Source organism: Legionella micdadei (assembly GCF_000953635.1).
GTDB classification, from domain to species: domain Bacteria; phylum Pseudomonadota; class Gammaproteobacteria; order Legionellales; family Legionellaceae; genus Tatlockia; species Tatlockia micdadei.
The window spans coordinates 2,957,157-2,972,048 of sequence record NZ_LN614830.1; the positions used below are offsets into that span (position 1 = coordinate 2,957,157).

Genomic DNA, 14,892 nt, shown 5'->3' on the forward strand with positions numbered 1-14,892 from the left:
ATAATAGACTTTTTTTGATCCTGGCCTATCTAGCGACCAGGATCAGTGATCTGTTTATTTATACAGTGACAGTTTCTTTATGGAATTCGGGAATATTTAGTTGAGATTCGCTGTGACGATCAAGAATGTGGCAAGAATTTTGACGCTTTACAGGATCTTTCTCCTTAGCACATTGTTCTTGAAACATATCTATTGTTCTATTGGGAGGGACATTAGCAGCAAATGATAATACTGGAATTAACAAACCCATTACTAATGCTAATTTTTTCATTCAATACCCTTTTGTTAAGTTAGGACTTAAAGCACTGAAAAAACCGCAATCCATCGTTTTTTCAAATGCGCTTGACTACTTTTTCCGTTTGTTATGGGGAATTTACTTTATCGTTTACCTACAGATCCCGCAAACTCAGAGAACATGCGGCTTCCCCTATTAACTGGCGCATTATAACACAATAATATGATTTTTCCCAATTGTGAAGATTTGAAAACAGATTCTTACGCTTCAGTGGAAAACAATATTAAAGCGATAATCGCGAAAATCATTCCTAACGTTTGTCGTATCGTAATACCCTGTTTGAGAAACACTATGCATAAGATTAAAGTAATCAAAGGATACATTGAGGTAATTAACACGACAGGCATTGCTGGGCCTTTACGCAATGCTAAAATGAAAAAAATACAAGCAATGCCACTAGCTAATCCATTCAATAATCCATAGACGCTACCTTTTGCCGAAAGTTCTGGCTTAAAGTCAAGCAAGGCCAACGCTAACACACCAGAGATTAAGACCCCAAGACTCGAATAAAACGTAATGGATAGAGGATTTATAAAACTGGATGCTCTAGCCCCCCAATATCCCCATGCTCCATATAATACAAGAGCAATGATTGAGGGATAATACCAACCACTAATAGCCATTATTAAACTTCTAGAGTTAAAAGAACACTGAGAATAACCGCGCGATGAGAAAAATAAAACCACTTCCAGTTAAAAAATATGGATAACCAAACTAATCTATAGCTTTATTCCCCCGCGTCCATGGATAGCGAAACAGTTCCTATCAATTCGTGTTTTGATCCCCTTTTTGGGTTGACATAACCTGCTTAAAAACTTGTTTTGCTATTTTTTTCAAAGGGACATGATTAGTATTTGCCAAAATTATAATACTAACCTGATCATCAATATGACGAACAATCCAACTGCTATATCCTCTTATTGCTCCATTCTTGAAAGCAACCAGTTTGTCATGATCGTAAGAGACTTGCCAACCTAAAGCCCATGCCCAATCTTTATGCCCAGCAGGTTGGCCATTTTTTAAGAAAGTTGGGCTCCACAGTTGTTTGTAAGACGAAGGTGATAATAATTGTCCAGCACTCATAGCAGCATCAAACCTGGCCATATCGGTAATCGAAGAAACAATACCCCCTGATCCCCACATTTGTTGCCAGGGCTTTTTATTTGGATTTGGCTCGATTACCCCATTGTTAACCTGATAACCAGTAGCTAACCCTGCAGGAAATAAAGTGGGGGGAAAACCAGTCTGATTCATCCCCAGCGGTTGAAAAATAGTGTTCTGAAAAAAATCACTCAAGGATTGATGACTAACATTTTCAATAACACGATCAAGCACAATGTAACCAAAATTATTATATTTTATACCCGTACCAGGCGTAAACTGCATCGGCTTTTGCGCCATTGTTTGCCAAATTTGCTCCCAAGGCAAATACGGTCCTTGATGTTGTGGAATACCGCTCGAGTGAGAAAGTAACTGGCGAATAGTGACAGCCTGCCATGCTTGTGGAGCTTTAGGAATATATTGAAGCACAGAGTCGTCAAGATTTATCTTCCCTTGTTGAACTAACATCATTATTGCAAATGCGGTAATCACTTTAGAAACCGAACCAATTGCAAATAAGGTATCTTTCCCTACTGGCTGCTGCGATTGAACATCTGCATAGCCATAGCCTTTTAATAAGGTAGGTTTACCCTTTTGCAGCACAGCGATCGCAAGCCCAGGAATGCTATAAAGTTTCATGTTTGTGGCTACAATCTGATCGACTTGCTGCTCTAGTTGTCCCGATTGCGCAGCGGAATCACTCGGAGTTGAACTATTGGCTGAGTGTAAAGAGAAAAGGAGTGTTAATATAACTAAAAAATATTGAAATCCTTTTATTCCCATAATTTAGCACCACCTATTTCGAGTAAACAGAAAAAGTGATTTAAAATGCATCACTACTTACTGTGAACAAGGAAAGTCTGGATTACGTAATCAAAGTAACTCACATGGGCTCACACTAAAATTCTTCCCTCATTTTCGATATCTTCTCAAGACTTTGTTTAAATCCTTCGCGCAACGAATCTAAATTTTCGCGATTCATCTCTGCAAATTCACTGCTAGTTAGTCCATCCTCAAGAACCGTGTTTACCAGATTTTTTATTCCGCTAATTGCTTTTTTTATTTCTTCACTTAAAAGAAGTAATTGTTCTTTACGCTCCTCTTTCAACTCCAATTCATCCCCATCAATCGCTTCAAGTTTTACGTTAATTTCTGCTAGGAATCCCTTCAATTTCTGATCCAACCGCAGAATATTATCATGCAAATCTTTATCGACCGCGTTTATAAATAGGAACGGTTTTCCTGATTGCGTTTCAACCATTTATCACTACTCCGAGATGATGATTCAATTTTATTATAATCCTAGCGCTTAACGAACTATTTCGCCAGCTAGATAAAGAATGGTATGATTCCCATTTTTTGAACACTAAGCAAAATTTATGTTACTGCATTATCTGTTTATTATGGGCATCTGTGTCGAAGCGGTTACGGGGGCCATAGCCGCTGGGCGCAAAAAAATGGATTTTTTTGGGGTTGTTCTCATTGCATCCATTGCCGCTCTTGGTGGAGGAACAGTGAGAGATCTCCTATTAAATACCTATCCGCTCACTTGGGTAGCTCATCCGGAGTACCTTTTATATACTTCTGCTTGTGCTTTTCTAACTATTTTTATTGCTCACTCATTAGTAAAAATCATGAAAGTTTTTCTCGTGCTTGACGCGCTGGGTTTATCAACTTTTGTGATTATCGGCACACAAAAAAGTCTCAGTAACGGCTTATCACCTAGCGTAGCCATTCTTAGCGGCATGATTACCGGGATCTGTGGTGGGATGCTGCGCGACATACTTTGCAATGATATTCCCTTAGTTCTGCGTAAAGAATTGTATGCTGTGATTGCACTTGCCGGAGCATTATTATTTATTATTTTGGATTATTTCCAGCTTTCAAACGGCATTAACATCATGATTACTTTGCTTGCTATTTTTTCAACGCGATTATTAGCAATCTTCTTTCATGTTGAAATCCCAAAATTTGATTACTCTGCCAGCCTGCGTAAACGAGTAAGAAAATAACTGATTAGTGTTTTGCGTATTAACCATTTCATGCATGCGGGCAACAGCATCTCACAACCTCTGCTCAAGCCTGACTTTTTGCCAAAACCAATGAGGTCCTGAATCGACTAAAAATCTGTGCTTAGAACCAAAGCAGGAATCCGCCAGAGCTTCGACTGTTTGTGAAGCCCTGAACCATCACGGATTATTGCGCTTCATTCCATGGGACTGATCAGATTTCGAGAATTTCGTGAATAACCACCTCTTCCACAGGAACATCGGCATGCCCTTTACGCTGACCTGTTTTAACTTTAGCAATAGCGTCCACCACATCCATTCCTTCAACAACTTCACCAAAAACGCAGTAGCCATAGCCTTGGGCGTGTTCACCGCTGAAATTTAAGAAGGCATTATCAGCAACATTGATAAAGAATTGAGCTGTTGCGGAGTGAGGATCCATTGTTCTAGCCATTGCGATCGTGCCCCGTTTATTGGGTTTCGCTTGTTTAGCTTCATTCTTTACTGGCGCATCAGTAGTTTTCTGTACCATTTCCGCAGTCAACCCACCACCTTGAATCATAAAACCATCAATGACCCGATGAAAAATGGTATCGGTATAAAATCCTTTACGAACATAATTTAGAAAATTTTCCACCGTCTTTGGGGCATTTTCTTCGTGTAGTTCCAAACGAATTTCACCTTTGGAAGTGTTAATCAAAATCATTAAAGCTCTCCTGTATATTCTTTATATAGCCTACGAACTAAAGATTAGGTCGCGCATTTTAGCACAAACTTCATTCATTACATGGACATTATGAATACTCGCTAACGCAGTAAAGAGGTTTGCTCTTTGTTTACTTAAATGATGCAAAAACGCCCGAGAATGATGTTGGCAAGTATAGCATGTGCATGAAGGCATAATAGGTTCTAAGTCACTAGCAAAACATGCTTTTTTAATTTGAATGCGCGCATTCTCATAAGGACTTGCAAACCTTAGCCAGTTCCCCTCTTTGATTAATTCCCCACAGTATAACGATCCATGCCGCGCATTTCTTGTCGGCGCGACACAATCGAACATATCGATTCCTTCAGCTACTACATCCAGCAAATCTTGAGGCGACATCCCTACCCCCATCGTATAACGCGGCTTGTTTTCGGGTAAGTATTTATTAATCCAACGGATAATATCAATCGTGGTTTTCATATTAAACCCCACTGTTTCACCACCGATGGCTATACCGTCTGGATTCATCGAGGTAATGAAATCAGCGCTCTCTTGACGTAAATCTTCATAAATCCCCCCTTGCACGATCCCAAATAAAGCCTGAGTTGCCCCGTACCGAGAAGTAGGATATTTTTGATGATAGTCTATCGATTGCCTAAGCCAACGATGAGTGCGCTTCATGATACGCTTTACCTCTTCCCGCGAACAGTGATCTGGTGTACATTGGTCAAACGCCATAATGATGTCAGCACCAATGATTTTTTGTGTTTCAAGCGACATCTCGGGCGTCATATGAATTAGACGGGTGGATCCTGGCAAGCGAAAATGTGCCCCCTCTTCATCAATACTACAAATTTCTTTATTCTTCGATAGGCTAAAGACTTGGAAACCACCACTGTCAGTTAACATCGGACCGTGCCACCCCATAAAAGGGTGCATACCTCCAGCTTTCTCAATCACTGACATGCCTGGAGCACAAAGCATGTGATAAGTATTGCCGCCGAGAACAATTTGGCTGCCCGCCTCAAGTAACTCCCGAGGGGTCATATTATTCACACCTGCACGAGTCCCTACAGGCATAAACACGGGGGTTAAAAAATCACCATGGGGCGTACTGATGCGCGTCACTCGCGCTTTAGTGTAAGCATGTTTCTTAATAAGCTCGGAGCTAAACTTATTCATATGAAGGTGCTTTAATAATTACAATGGCTGGCGATAATAGCTAACTGGGTGCTTATTTACCAGTGGATCAAAGGAGGATTTCTTTTAGAGCGTTAGCCACTTCTCCCTCTTGGCAAAATTATCAAAGCTGTGACTATCACTTTGCAACGCTTTGATGACAAACCATACAACCATATCCAGAATTAAACATTATCGCTTTATCCGGATCAGAAAATTCTTTCTGAAAATTACCAACATTTTCTCTTGCATTAGTAATGCGTTTTTCTAACATTTCTCGATAAGGCCATTTTGCATAATTTTTATCGAGTTGAGCATTTTTATAGATTACGACCGCAGTTTGCCAATCCCCAGATTTAACTAACATATCTCCCATATTCATGAAAAAACCTTCAAAGCCAAAAGGCGCAATCCAAGAATTGAAGCAAGCTCGTTTTTCACCCTGGTCATCTTTGGTTGGGGGAACACTATAAACAGGATTTTTGCGATCAATTTTACTTCCTTGGCACAAATCAAGAGTGCTCCATTGCCAAGACAAAGCTTCCTTAAAATTTTTAGAATCGGGGGGCAAAGTTGTCATTGGATAGCCAGCGGTAAAATAATTAAACTCAGGCCAATTATGTATCGCTTTTTTCAATAGGAAATAAGCCTTTGTTTCCTCGCGCTGATCATGAAAAATTTGTCCTTCGATTAATTGAGTATCTCCTGCAAACCCTTGATAGATAGGATTTTTTTGATCAAGCTGCAACGCATCAGCCAGGTATTTTCGAGATAATATAATTTCATTAACGATCGTGGGTGATTCATCTTTATTGCGCTGACGCTCAGTAATTTTCCACAAATGAAGAAGTCCCAGATGAGCAGCAAGTTTTGGATCATTTGGATTTTGTAAATAAGCAGCCATCAATAGGTAGTCCGCTTTAGGAATATCTTGGTAATTTCCGCCGTGCAAGGTTTCCCAGAAATAATTTTGTGCTTTGGCGGCAAGCTCGCTGTTTGATGCAATTGCCTGCTTTTTGGGGGTGGATATCACCGCAACTTGCTCGCACCCGGCTAACCAGCAAACAATGATACTTAAACCTATAGTATGAGATAACCGCATAGTGTCCTTCCAGCGGAGAGGTATTAAAATTTTTATAACACGCTAGTTTATCCCATTGCAAGAAAAGATAACCTTATCACTGCTAATCAGGACTTTTCAAAGTAAAATTCTTATCCCCTAAGCAGCAGCAATCTGCTTACGCAAAATCCAAAAAACAGGAATTGCTACTATTAATAAGAAAAAGAAATAGAGGGCTGCCCAAGCTGGCATGGATAAACCTAACCATTGCCAGGAAATTTCTGCACAATCGCCTGTCCCCCAGAGAAGAGTGCGCATCACATCGCGCCATGGAAAATAACGAATTAAGATATCGAGATCTGGCATACAGCTAGGTGCTTGGCCAGCAGGAAGGGATTGAATCCAGAGTTGGCGGCCTGCAAAAAATAGACCGCATGCAGCAACAAACATTTGTAGCCCAGCTATTATTTTGCCTCCTCTTAAGCTGCGGGTATTTACCCCAATAAAGCAAATCATAAATAATAACAACACACAAAAACGCTGCATTAAACATAAGGGGCAAGGTGCTAATCCCTTAACATATTGAAAATAAAAAGAGCTAGCCAGCACAAAGAAGCTCAAAAAAGCAAGCAGCCCTTGTAAACGTCTATAAGTGAACTTACTCATGATTGCGGTAACATATATTGAATTGCATTTTTTATCTCTTCATCATTGCACTGCATACAGGTACCTTTCATTGGCATTGCATTCAACCCTTTAATCGCGGAAGCAACAAGCTCATCCAGTGTTTTTTTATCAAGACGAGGCTGCCAATCCGCCTTGTCACGAAATTTGGGCGCGCCCGCAACTCCATCGCGATGGCAAGTTGAACAATATTGTTGATAAGTCGCTTGGCCAAGTGTTTCCTTAGTATTTGTCTCAGATCCCGTTTGAATCAATCGCTGCGTCGAAGAGGGAGTACTTTGCGAGGCTATGTGAATTTCGCCAATTGGCTTAATTCTATCCTCGATTTGGTGCCTATCCACAGTGTTGAAAGCATAACTACTTAGCGGTAAAGCAACAAGTAAGGCGTAAACACTAAAACGCATGATTAAATCCTCTACTTCGAATCTAAATGATGATACTGGCAAGTAAATCGTATTTCTAGATTCCTTGTGAAAATAGGCTTTCTTTAAGGAACAAATAGCAATATTGCCATTAAACCCTGGGCGACTCAAACCCGGCTTAAACTAAATCTGTAAAAACAAGCCAGTATTGTCAAGAATAATTTAGCTTATCACGCGTTATTTGATCTGCTATAGTTTGCAAGTTTGGTATTCTTCTTGCCAAGCAACCTGCCTTAAGTTATTGCCATTCTACACATTAAAAGGAAGCTCATCCATGGAGCCAACGATAACTCTTACCAGAAAACTTGGTATTCCGTTTCCAATTTTCTTAGCGCCCATGGCAGGTTCCACCACACCCAATCTTGTTGCCGCTGTTTCCAATTCCGGAGGATTAGGTTCTTTTGGGGCAGCCTATATGCCCGCTGGAGACATAAGAACAACTATTCATGAAATTCGCAAGTTAACCAAGCAACCGTTTGCAATTAATCTTTTTATACCGAACGAGCATTATGCTTCGCCAGAGCAAATTGCCCATAGCTGCACACTCCTCGAGCAAGCATGTACTGAACTAAATTATAAGCCTCAACCGGTTTCAGCCCCCTATACTCCTCATTTTGAAGAGCAAATGAGTGTGATTGTTGAAGAAAAGGTGCCCGTTTTTAGCTTCATTTTTGGGTTACTTGATAAAACCTGGGTAAACAAGTTAAAGAAACAGAATACCCTACTCATAGGCACAGCAACCAATGTCGAAGAAGCGATTTTACTTGAAAAATCAGGGGTAGATATGATCGTTGCCCAAGGCAGCGAGGCCGGCGGCCATCGCGGTACTTTTATTGGCAATGCAGAGGACGGATTAATTGGCCTTTTAAGTTTACTTCCTCAGATCACGAAATATGTAAAAATTCCTGTCATTGCAGCAGGAGGAATTATGGAGAAAAAAGCCATTTCAGCTGCCTATTTGCTAGGGGCTTCAGGAGTCCAAATGGGGACAGCTTTTTTAACCTGCACTGAATCAGAAATTCATCCTATGTACAAACAGGCCTTATTAGAAACCAAAAAGGATAACACAATATTAACCACAGCATTTTCAGGAAGGTTAGCTCGTGGTATAAGGAACAAATTTATTGAACGCATGTCCGCTCATGCGAAGGACATCCTCCCTTTTCCAGTACAAAACGCGATGACTCGCGCAATGCGAATTGAGGCAGGCAAGAAAAATTGCACAGATTTTATGTCCATGTGGGCAGGGCAATCAGCCCATTTATGTAAAGAAATTTCTGTTGCAGAATTGATAAGGGAACTAATGGAAGGATTTGATAAAATAACTAGGATAAATATAAATAATTCGTGATAAAATTCCATCGATAATTTGCGTAAGGAGAAACTAGTGGACTTTAGCAAAATTGAAGAGAGTTTAAATGCTATTGAAGCCCGCCTGTCTTTTATCGAAAATAAATTAGAGTTGAGTCCTCAGAAAAAACCATGTGAAGTTCAACAAGAAACAGAAAAAGATCAAACCTTTAATAAGCCTCTTCGACCTGTTAGGACGGGCAACTGGCTTGGTATAGTTGCAGTAATATGCTTCGTATTAGCTGCTGGATTTATCATTAAACTTTCCATCCAATCAGGCTGGTTAACTCCCCAAAAGCAGCTCGTTTTTGCAACTTTATTCGGTCTTGCTCTCATTTCAACAGGAATCAAACTATTTGAATATGATCTTGCTTATGCAAGTATGTTGCCTGCAGCCGGCGCGATCATTTTGTACATTTCAGTTTTAGGTGCCTACGGTTATTATCATCTCATTACATTTCAAACTGCAATTGTAATGACAAGCCTTATTTCTGCATTTTGCATTTGGCTCTATATAAAAATTAACCATGATCTCTATGCAATTATAGCGGCATTAGGTGCTTTCCTTAGTCCGCTTCTTTTAGAGTTTGATGCTAATGCAATTTTTGCACTTTATTACTATATTATTTGCTCTCTTACCTTCGCCACACTTTCCATCTGGGTTCAATCACGAACGTTAACCCTGATTTCTTCTTATTTAGCGATTTCAGTAACTTCTTACATTGGTTTCCAACTCAATCAAGATATCTTAATTGCAATAGTATTAGCTCTGTATTATCTCATTTTTTCTATTGGCACTTATTTCCATACCCAATTGACACAAAAGCAATTAACCGAAAAAGAAGCCTGGAGCTTTTTCCCCGTTCTCCTAATTTTCTACGCAATGGAATATTATTTTATTAACCGTATTCAACCAGCACTCGCTCCTTGGATTTCACTCGGCTTCGCATCCCTTCTTGTCGTTCTTTATTTGTCGGCAAAAACATGGTTTCCAGGTCGTCTGCACAGCAGTAGAATAATTATTATTACATTTTCTACAATTGTTTGTTTTCATTCTATTTACCTTGAACTTTTGCCGGCCTTTATAAGGCCTTGGCTATTTGTGATTATTATTTTAGGATTTAGTCTTTATAAAAAAATAGAACATCCCAAATTCACTCGTACTTTTCTTTTCCCTTTAATTGCTCTTCTGATTGTTCTTGGAATTGAGTACATCAATATACTAAATCATCTAGCGGGGTCTTTCAGTTTGCCTTGGCTTTTAGTAGGAATAGCCTCTTTTGCAAGCGTTTGGTTAGTCTTAAGAGTTCATCTCGATGATTTTATGATGAAAGACGAATACACTTATTACTTTGCCTTAGGCACAGCCCATCTACTTGGGGTAGCCTGGCTCTATCAACTCACTAATCCCTACGGCTCCTTAGCAGTATCGGCTTCTTGGCTTTTTTATGCAGTGTGCGTAATTGGCTTTGCCTTCATGCACAAAGATAAAATCATGGCGAAATCAACCCTAATGATCTTAACTTTTGCGACAGTTAAAGCCTTGTTTTATGACGCCTCATCAACACCAACAATTGTACGTATTTTATGCTTAATGCTCACTGGTGTTGTTCTCTATGGCTCAGGATTTCTAATCCGGAAAATGGCTAGGTGGAATCACTGAAAATGTTAGGGAAGGGATAATTTAGGCCCTGTTTTGCATGATTAAATAGCTTGTTTTCAAGCATCGGAACCTAAAAAATCAATTCATTTTAGCCAAGGTAGTAGAAATGTAAACAGGTTCTAGCATAACCTTGTTATAAATACCTCAATATCGTTACACTGATCCTGTGTAGACCTAGATGGATAGGGCAATTAATGGCGAAGCACGATGATCAAAATGCGCTGGATGAAGGGCAAACTATATCTTCTGCTCATGCAAGAGGAAAATTTCCGCCTTTTGTTAATAACGCCATGCAAGAGTATTTTATGGTGCGAGTCAATCAATCTTGGCATGGAAAGCATATTTTAAAAGGAAAGCCCCCCTCAGCAGAAGCTCTCATATTCTCTAGTAATGATTATTTACATATTAGCCATCATCCTAAACTTATCGAAGCACAAATTAATGCCCTGCGTAAATATGGTAATGGCCAAATGCAATCACCCGTATTTTTGAGAGAGGATAGCCTACTTTCTGCTTGTGAACAGGAATTTGCCCAATTTCTCCGCTATCCTGCTGCCTTACTAGCTCAATCGGGTTGGTGCGCTAATATTGGCTTAATCCAGGCACTTGCTTCGCGAAATTTACCAGTTTATCTCGATTTTTATGCACACATGTCTTTTTGGGAGGGAGTAAAAGCCGCCAATGCTAAACCAGTTCCCTTTCGCCATAATTCAATACACTCATTGCGCAAACGCTTAGAGCGATATGGCTCAGGAATTATTGCGGTAGACTCCATTTACAGCACAACGGGAACCATTAGTCCTCTATTTGAATACATAAGGCTAGCAAAAGAATTTGACTGCGTACTCATCGTGGATGAGTCTCATTCCCTAGGAACTCACGGCCCGCAAGGTTGTGGTTTAGTAGCAGAACTTGGCTTATCCGATCAAGTTGATATTGTCACAGCTAGTCTTGCCAAAGCCATTTCTGGCCGAGGGGGAATAATCGCTGCGAACAATGACCTTATTGAACTTATCCGCAACACTTCCTTACCAATTATTTTCAGCTCAGCGCTAGTGCCCCACGATCTAGCAGGATTTTCCGCCTCGCTTTCGATTATTGCTAAGGAAGAGTGGCGGCGTAGTAAACTGCATGATAATGCATTGTTTTTACGAAATCATTTGCTTGATCTTGGCTTTTATCTTGGGGAGAGTGATTCGCAGATTATTCCTCTTATTACAGGCAGCGAAGCCAATACAATCTGGTTGCGTAATGAACTTGAGAAAGAAGATATTTATGGGGCTGTTTTCTGTGCGCCTGCAACACCTAAGAACAATGCTCTAATTCGATTATCAATTTCCGCCAATCATAGTCAAGAAAATCTAATGAAAGTCGTCGATTGTCTAGCAAAATTAGATAGAAAAAAGCACCAGTTACCACTTTTTGGCTATGTATCTCTCGTTTGATTAAAAAAACACTAATACAGTCTGAGCGAAAGCTATGTCGGACAGATCAACAATCCATTGCTGTTACCAGTTAGCGCTATCTACAGCTTCCATTTTAGATAATGCTGAGCTAATGCTCGCAATGAAGAATTTCCGATCATTGTTCAAAAGGAAGCTTAGACTAAAAGCAATTCTTCTGCATCCAGCTCTTCCAAATGACGATGATAAGATAGAATTTTATCTTGTTGAACATCAAATAACGCAGGTCCCCGCACGTACGCATAAAAGTAGGTTTCATCAGAGGCAAAACGCTGAGCTGGAACCAAACATGTAGCCCAATCATTGCGCTCTAGCGGTTGAGTTCTTACTTGCCAAAAGCATGGGATCTTTTCTCCGCCTGCAAGTTGATCTAACACCTCCTCGCTTGCTCCGTTATCTAAGGCTAAATCATAATGCAACCGTAAATCAGCCTCATTTCTAACAATAAGAAAACTTGGGTTAGCATCATCATCAAGCAATAAAAAACTACCGGAATTATCAGCAAGATAATATTCAAAAATTCGCTTTTCATGTCGAAGCTGATGAAAAAATTCAGCAAATTTTTTATCGCGTAAGCAGCTTGGTGATGCCACTGATAACATTCTTACAATCATATCGGACATAGCTTGGAAATATTGTAATTGCAAATCATAAATACTTTTGGTGATTAGCTCAGCGACATTAGGATCACTTTTTTGAATATATCGATGAATTAGCCCTTCGTTAAACGCTTCAATTGCAAGTTTTTCATCAGCTTGACCAGTTAAGAGGATTTTTTTTATTTTAGTATTTTCAATACGACGACAAAACTCCAAACCATCCATACCGGGCATGGCATAATCAACTACGACAACAGAAATTTCTGAAAAGCGTCGTGGATTATAAATCTCGGCATGAATCGCAGCCAAATTAAGATTAATTGTATGGTTGGTTAACGGACAATTTTTAGCCTCAGTATATTCACTTAGGCAACGCTGACTTAGTAAATCTAATTCACAGCGTTTTTTATGAATGCAATCAAGTGCATCGAAAGGTGAATCAAAAACTCGATACGCCAAACCTTCATCTAATTGCAAAACAAAATTTAACAAAAAATCCCGGCTGTCATCAATAAATAAGGCCGTGCTTGGAAAATAGCAAGTAGGTATTGAAAAATATTGCATGGCTCCTCCTGAGCGAAGCGTTCCTATCACCCAAATTAATATCACAATCGATAACAGTTCTATAGCGCCTCAGCCCTTATGGGGCAAATGCCGAATAAGAACTTTAAATCAGCAACCTTCATCTACCCTTAAGGCACCTTCTCCTCCTTTATAGGAGAACAAGAGTGAATCCCTTAGGGACGATCTACTCCTCTATCTTCAGTTTACGTCTTTCGTGAAACTCTTCTTCGAAGAGTTATTTTTTTATTAGGTGCATTCGAAGACTAGACCCTAACAAACTGTCAATAAAAATAACATGACTGTTTCATTTTTCCAAATAAAAAATAACGAAAATCCTATTAGATATTTTTCAAAAATAACAATATTTTATCACTCTTTTTTATTCAAATCGCAGGAAATGAGAGCAAAAACTGAGTGTAGCATCCTTCTTTAGCATCACAACGAATATCCCCGCCAAATCGATTCATAACGAGCTTACAAAAAGATAACCCTATTCCTGTGCCCATAAAGGTAGTTGTATAAAAATGATTAAATAATTTTGATAACTGTTGCGAAGACATCCCAATAGCGGAATCTTTAAAATAAAGTGTATTAAATTTATCCCTTTTTTCAGTCCAAATAGTAATCTCTCCTTTTTGTGCAGTTGCAATAACATACAATGCATTTTTCAAAAGATTGAACAGGACATGCTGCATTAATAATTTAGAGCCTGCGAACAAAAAATCACCTTGCCATGAAACCAGTGCGCGCTCTTCCACAGACTTAAAAGGATATCTCGCTATCGCCTCAGCAAGACAATCAGCCATCGAGCAAGGCTCCAAAACACAATTTTGCAAAAAATTTTCACGGCCTGCCTTTATTAGAAGCATATCAATAATTGTGTTTGCGTAATCGATTTCACAGATGATCCTATCGCTTACTTCTTCCAGTTGTTGTAAACGCATTTCTCTTAAAGTCCCCCCGAGCAAGCCATGATCTTTTGCAAGATGATACGCTTCAAATAATTGTGGTGAATAGCGCGACATCGCTTTAGCCCCACTTTTAATTCCTAATAATGGGGTTCTTAATTCGTGCGCGATCATGCCAGCAGCCGCAGCCATCCCTTCCAAACGCTGCTGCTGTAGCATCGCTGTTTTATAATTGACTGTTGAACCTGCAACGATAACAAATAGCATCACAATCGCCGTTTCGATGTGCTCTTCACCAAAATAGAGCTCAGGGGAAACTAAATAGTAGCAAATCAACGCGAGTCCCCACCCCAGAAGGAGCAAAACTGTCAAGCTCAATAAATCGACGAGCAAAACTAATAAAAATACTGAACAAAGCAAAGACATTGCAGAAATAACACTGCCTTTATTCATCAGGAATGAAAAAGCGAAAAAAAAGACAATGTGTATAAAATAGTCAGAAACCAAAACCAAGGCAGATAGCGCTTAGTCGAATTAGGCCAATAAGGCGTGAGCATCAAGCCCAAACCAAGTAAGCTTCCTATAATCCGCAACCAAAACGTTTCATAAGATTGAGGAAACCACTCCGTCCATATCAAATAAAATAAGGGGAATCCTAAAAAAGCAATTGCCCCGACTGCGACCAATTGGTGCCCTGCATTAGACAAGCTTCTTTGCATGGAAAGATCAAGATAATTCACGATTTTTTTTAAGTTGTGCATTTTAAATCAACTTCTATCCTTAGAAGAGCTTTAGAGTTGTATACCTAGTCAATAAAGTCAAGCCATTAGCAGTCACCGACAAGAGTATGAAAAGTATCTGAAACAGGATAAAAATCCTTAACCAGAGA

16 protein-coding genes are annotated in these 14,892 nt (G+C 39.6%); 4 read left to right on the forward strand and 12 right to left on the reverse strand.

The genetic code is table 11. From position 1 onward, the window contains the following. Positions 1–58: 58 nt before the first annotated feature. The 4 genes from LMI_RS13195 to LMI_RS13210 all read right to left on the reverse strand — a co-directional run bounded on the left by LMI_RS13195 (position 59) and on the right by LMI_RS13210 (position 2,657). Positions 59–271 (reverse strand): hypothetical protein, encoded by a 213-nt coding sequence (locus LMI_RS13195; RefSeq protein ID WP_045100204.1) that lies wholly within the window; start codon positions 269–271, stop codon positions 59–61. Positions 272–495: 224 nt separating this feature from the next. After that, positions 496–918 carry an EamA family transporter gene (locus LMI_RS13200; RefSeq protein ID WP_045100205.1) on the reverse strand — a complete coding sequence of 141 codons (423 nt, stop codon included), beginning with the start codon at positions 916–918 and terminating at the stop codon, positions 496–498. Between the two features lie 142 nt (positions 919–1,060). Continuing rightward, a complete protein-coding gene (locus tag LMI_RS13205; RefSeq protein ID WP_074454248.1) occupies positions 1,061–2,179 on the reverse strand; it encodes a serine hydrolase domain-containing protein in 1,119 nt (372 codons plus the stop codon). A gap of 115 nt (positions 2,180–2,294) precedes the next feature. Continuing rightward, positions 2,295–2,657, reverse strand: a complete 363-nt coding sequence (locus LMI_RS13210; protein WP_045100206.1) for a hypothetical protein — start codon at positions 2,655–2,657, stop codon at positions 2,295–2,297. A gap of 118 nt (positions 2,658–2,775) precedes the next feature. Here LMI_RS13210 and LMI_RS13215 point away from each other — a divergent pair, with 118 nt between their 5' ends. Next, a complete protein-coding gene (locus LMI_RS13215; RefSeq protein ID WP_045100207.1) occupies positions 2,776–3,408 on the forward strand; it encodes a trimeric intracellular cation channel family protein in 633 nt (210 codons plus the stop codon). A 211-nt stretch (positions 3,409–3,619) separates the two neighbouring features. Here the strand turns inward: LMI_RS13215 and LMI_RS13220 are convergent, their stop codons facing one another. The 5 genes from LMI_RS13220 to LMI_RS13240 form a co-directional block, all read right to left on the reverse strand. Beyond that, on the reverse strand, positions 3,620–4,111 hold the full coding sequence (locus LMI_RS13220) for a peptidylprolyl isomerase (protein WP_045100208.1): 492 nt from the start codon (positions 4,109–4,111) through the stop codon (positions 3,620–3,622). Between the two features lie 30 nt (positions 4,112–4,141). Next, entirely contained in the window at positions 4,142–5,293 is a 1,152-nt protein-coding gene (gene tgt, locus LMI_RS13225; RefSeq protein ID WP_045100209.1) for a tRNA guanosine(34) transglycosylase Tgt, read from the reverse strand. A 136-nt stretch (positions 5,294–5,429) separates the two neighbouring features. Next, positions 5,430–6,392, reverse strand: a complete 963-nt coding sequence (locus LMI_RS13230; protein ID WP_045100210.1) for a hypothetical protein — start codon at positions 6,390–6,392, stop codon at positions 5,430–5,432. 117 nt (positions 6,393–6,509) lie between these two features. Further along, positions 6,510–7,016, reverse strand: coding sequence for a disulfide bond formation protein B (locus LMI_RS13235; protein WP_045100211.1), 507 nt, complete (start codon positions 7,014–7,016; stop codon positions 6,510–6,512). After that, positions 7,013–7,438, reverse strand: a complete 426-nt coding sequence (locus LMI_RS13240) for a c-type cytochrome (RefSeq protein WP_045100212.1) — start codon at positions 7,436–7,438, stop codon at positions 7,013–7,015. The genes LMI_RS13235 and LMI_RS13240 overlap by 4 nt, the downstream gene beginning before the upstream one ends. 292 nt (positions 7,439–7,730) lie before the next feature. Here LMI_RS13240 and LMI_RS13245 point away from each other — a divergent pair, with 292 nt between their 5' ends. From LMI_RS13245 to cqsA, 3 genes are all read left to right on the forward strand, one after another. Then, a complete protein-coding gene (locus tag LMI_RS13245) occupies positions 7,731–8,807 on the forward strand; it encodes an NAD(P)H-dependent flavin oxidoreductase (RefSeq protein ID WP_045100213.1) in 1,077 nt (358 codons plus the stop codon). A gap of 36 nt (positions 8,808–8,843) precedes the next feature. Continuing rightward, on the forward strand, positions 8,844–10,469 hold the full coding sequence (locus LMI_RS13250; RefSeq protein WP_045100214.1) for a DUF2339 domain-containing protein: 1,626 nt from the start codon (positions 8,844–8,846) through the stop codon (positions 10,467–10,469). Positions 10,470–10,663: 194 nt separating this feature from the next. Continuing rightward, entirely contained in the window at positions 10,664–11,914 is a 1,251-nt protein-coding gene (gene cqsA, locus LMI_RS13255) for an alpha-hydroxyketone-type quorum-sensing autoinducer synthase (protein ID WP_045100215.1), read from the forward strand. 155 nt (positions 11,915–12,069) lie between these two features. Here cqsA and LMI_RS13260 read toward each other — a convergent pair whose 3' ends face one another. From LMI_RS13260 to LMI_RS15680, 3 genes are all read right to left on the reverse strand, one after another. After that, positions 12,070–13,095 (reverse strand): response regulator, encoded by a 1,026-nt coding sequence (locus LMI_RS13260; RefSeq protein WP_045100216.1) that lies wholly within the window; start codon positions 13,093–13,095, stop codon positions 12,070–12,072. A gap of 383 nt (positions 13,096–13,478) precedes the next feature. Continuing rightward, a complete protein-coding gene (locus tag LMI_RS13265; RefSeq protein WP_231852167.1) occupies positions 13,479–14,456 on the reverse strand; it encodes a sensor histidine kinase in 978 nt (325 codons plus the stop codon). Beyond that, complete coding sequence (locus LMI_RS15680) at positions 14,456–14,764, reverse strand: hypothetical protein (protein ID WP_231852169.1); 309 nt, start codon at positions 14,762–14,764, stop codon at positions 14,456–14,458. Before LMI_RS15680 ends, LMI_RS13265 begins: the two co-directional genes overlap by 1 nt. Positions 14,765–14,892: the final 128 nt, after the last annotated feature.

What these genes read in the sequence shown, in the direction of transcription:
- LMI_RS13195 (WP_045100204.1), bottom strand. Translation starts at nt 271, where the DNA reads ATGAAAAAATTAGCATTAGTAATGGGTTTGTTAATTCCAGTATTATCA.
- LMI_RS13200 (WP_045100205.1), bottom strand. Translation starts at nt 918, where the DNA reads ATGGCTATTAGTGGTTGGTATTATCCCTCAATCATTGCTCTTGTATTA.
- LMI_RS13205 (WP_074454248.1), bottom strand. Translation starts at nt 2,179, where the DNA reads ATGGGAATAAAAGGATTTCAATATTTTTTAGTTATATTAACACTCCTT.
- LMI_RS13210 (WP_045100206.1), bottom strand. Translation starts at nt 2,657, where the DNA reads ATGGTTGAAACGCAATCAGGAAAACCGTTCCTATTTATAAACGCGGTC.
- LMI_RS13215 (WP_045100207.1), top strand. Translation starts at nt 2,776, where the DNA reads ATGTTACTGCATTATCTGTTTATTATGGGCATCTGTGTCGAAGCGGTT.
- LMI_RS13220 (WP_045100208.1), bottom strand. Translation starts at nt 4,111, where the DNA reads ATGATTTTGATTAACACTTCCAAAGGTGAAATTCGTTTGGAACTACAC.
- tgt (WP_045100209.1), bottom strand. Translation starts at nt 5,293, where the DNA reads ATGAATAAGTTTAGCTCCGAGCTTATTAAGAAACATGCTTACACTAAA.
- LMI_RS13230 (WP_045100210.1), bottom strand. Translation starts at nt 6,392, where the DNA reads ATGCGGTTATCTCATACTATAGGTTTAAGTATCATTGTTTGCTGGTTA.
- LMI_RS13235 (WP_045100211.1), bottom strand. Translation starts at nt 7,016, where the DNA reads ATGAGTAAGTTCACTTATAGACGTTTACAAGGGCTGCTTGCTTTTTTG.
- LMI_RS13240 (WP_045100212.1), bottom strand. Translation starts at nt 7,438, where the DNA reads ATGCGTTTTAGTGTTTACGCCTTACTTGTTGCTTTACCGCTAAGTAGT.
- LMI_RS13245 (WP_045100213.1), top strand. Translation starts at nt 7,731, where the DNA reads ATGGAGCCAACGATAACTCTTACCAGAAAACTTGGTATTCCGTTTCCA.
- cqsA (WP_045100215.1), top strand. Translation starts at nt 10,664, where the DNA reads ATGGCGAAGCACGATGATCAAAATGCGCTGGATGAAGGGCAAACTATA.
- LMI_RS13260 (WP_045100216.1), bottom strand. Translation starts at nt 13,095, where the DNA reads ATGCAATATTTTTCAATACCTACTTGCTATTTTCCAAGCACGGCCTTA.
- LMI_RS13265 (WP_231852167.1), bottom strand. Translation starts at nt 14,456, where the DNA reads ATGAATAAAGGCAGTGTTATTTCTGCAATGTCTTTGCTTTGTTCAGTA.
- LMI_RS15680 (WP_231852169.1), bottom strand. Translation starts at nt 14,764, where the DNA reads ATGCACAACTTAAAAAAAATCGTGAATTATCTTGATCTTTCCATGCAA.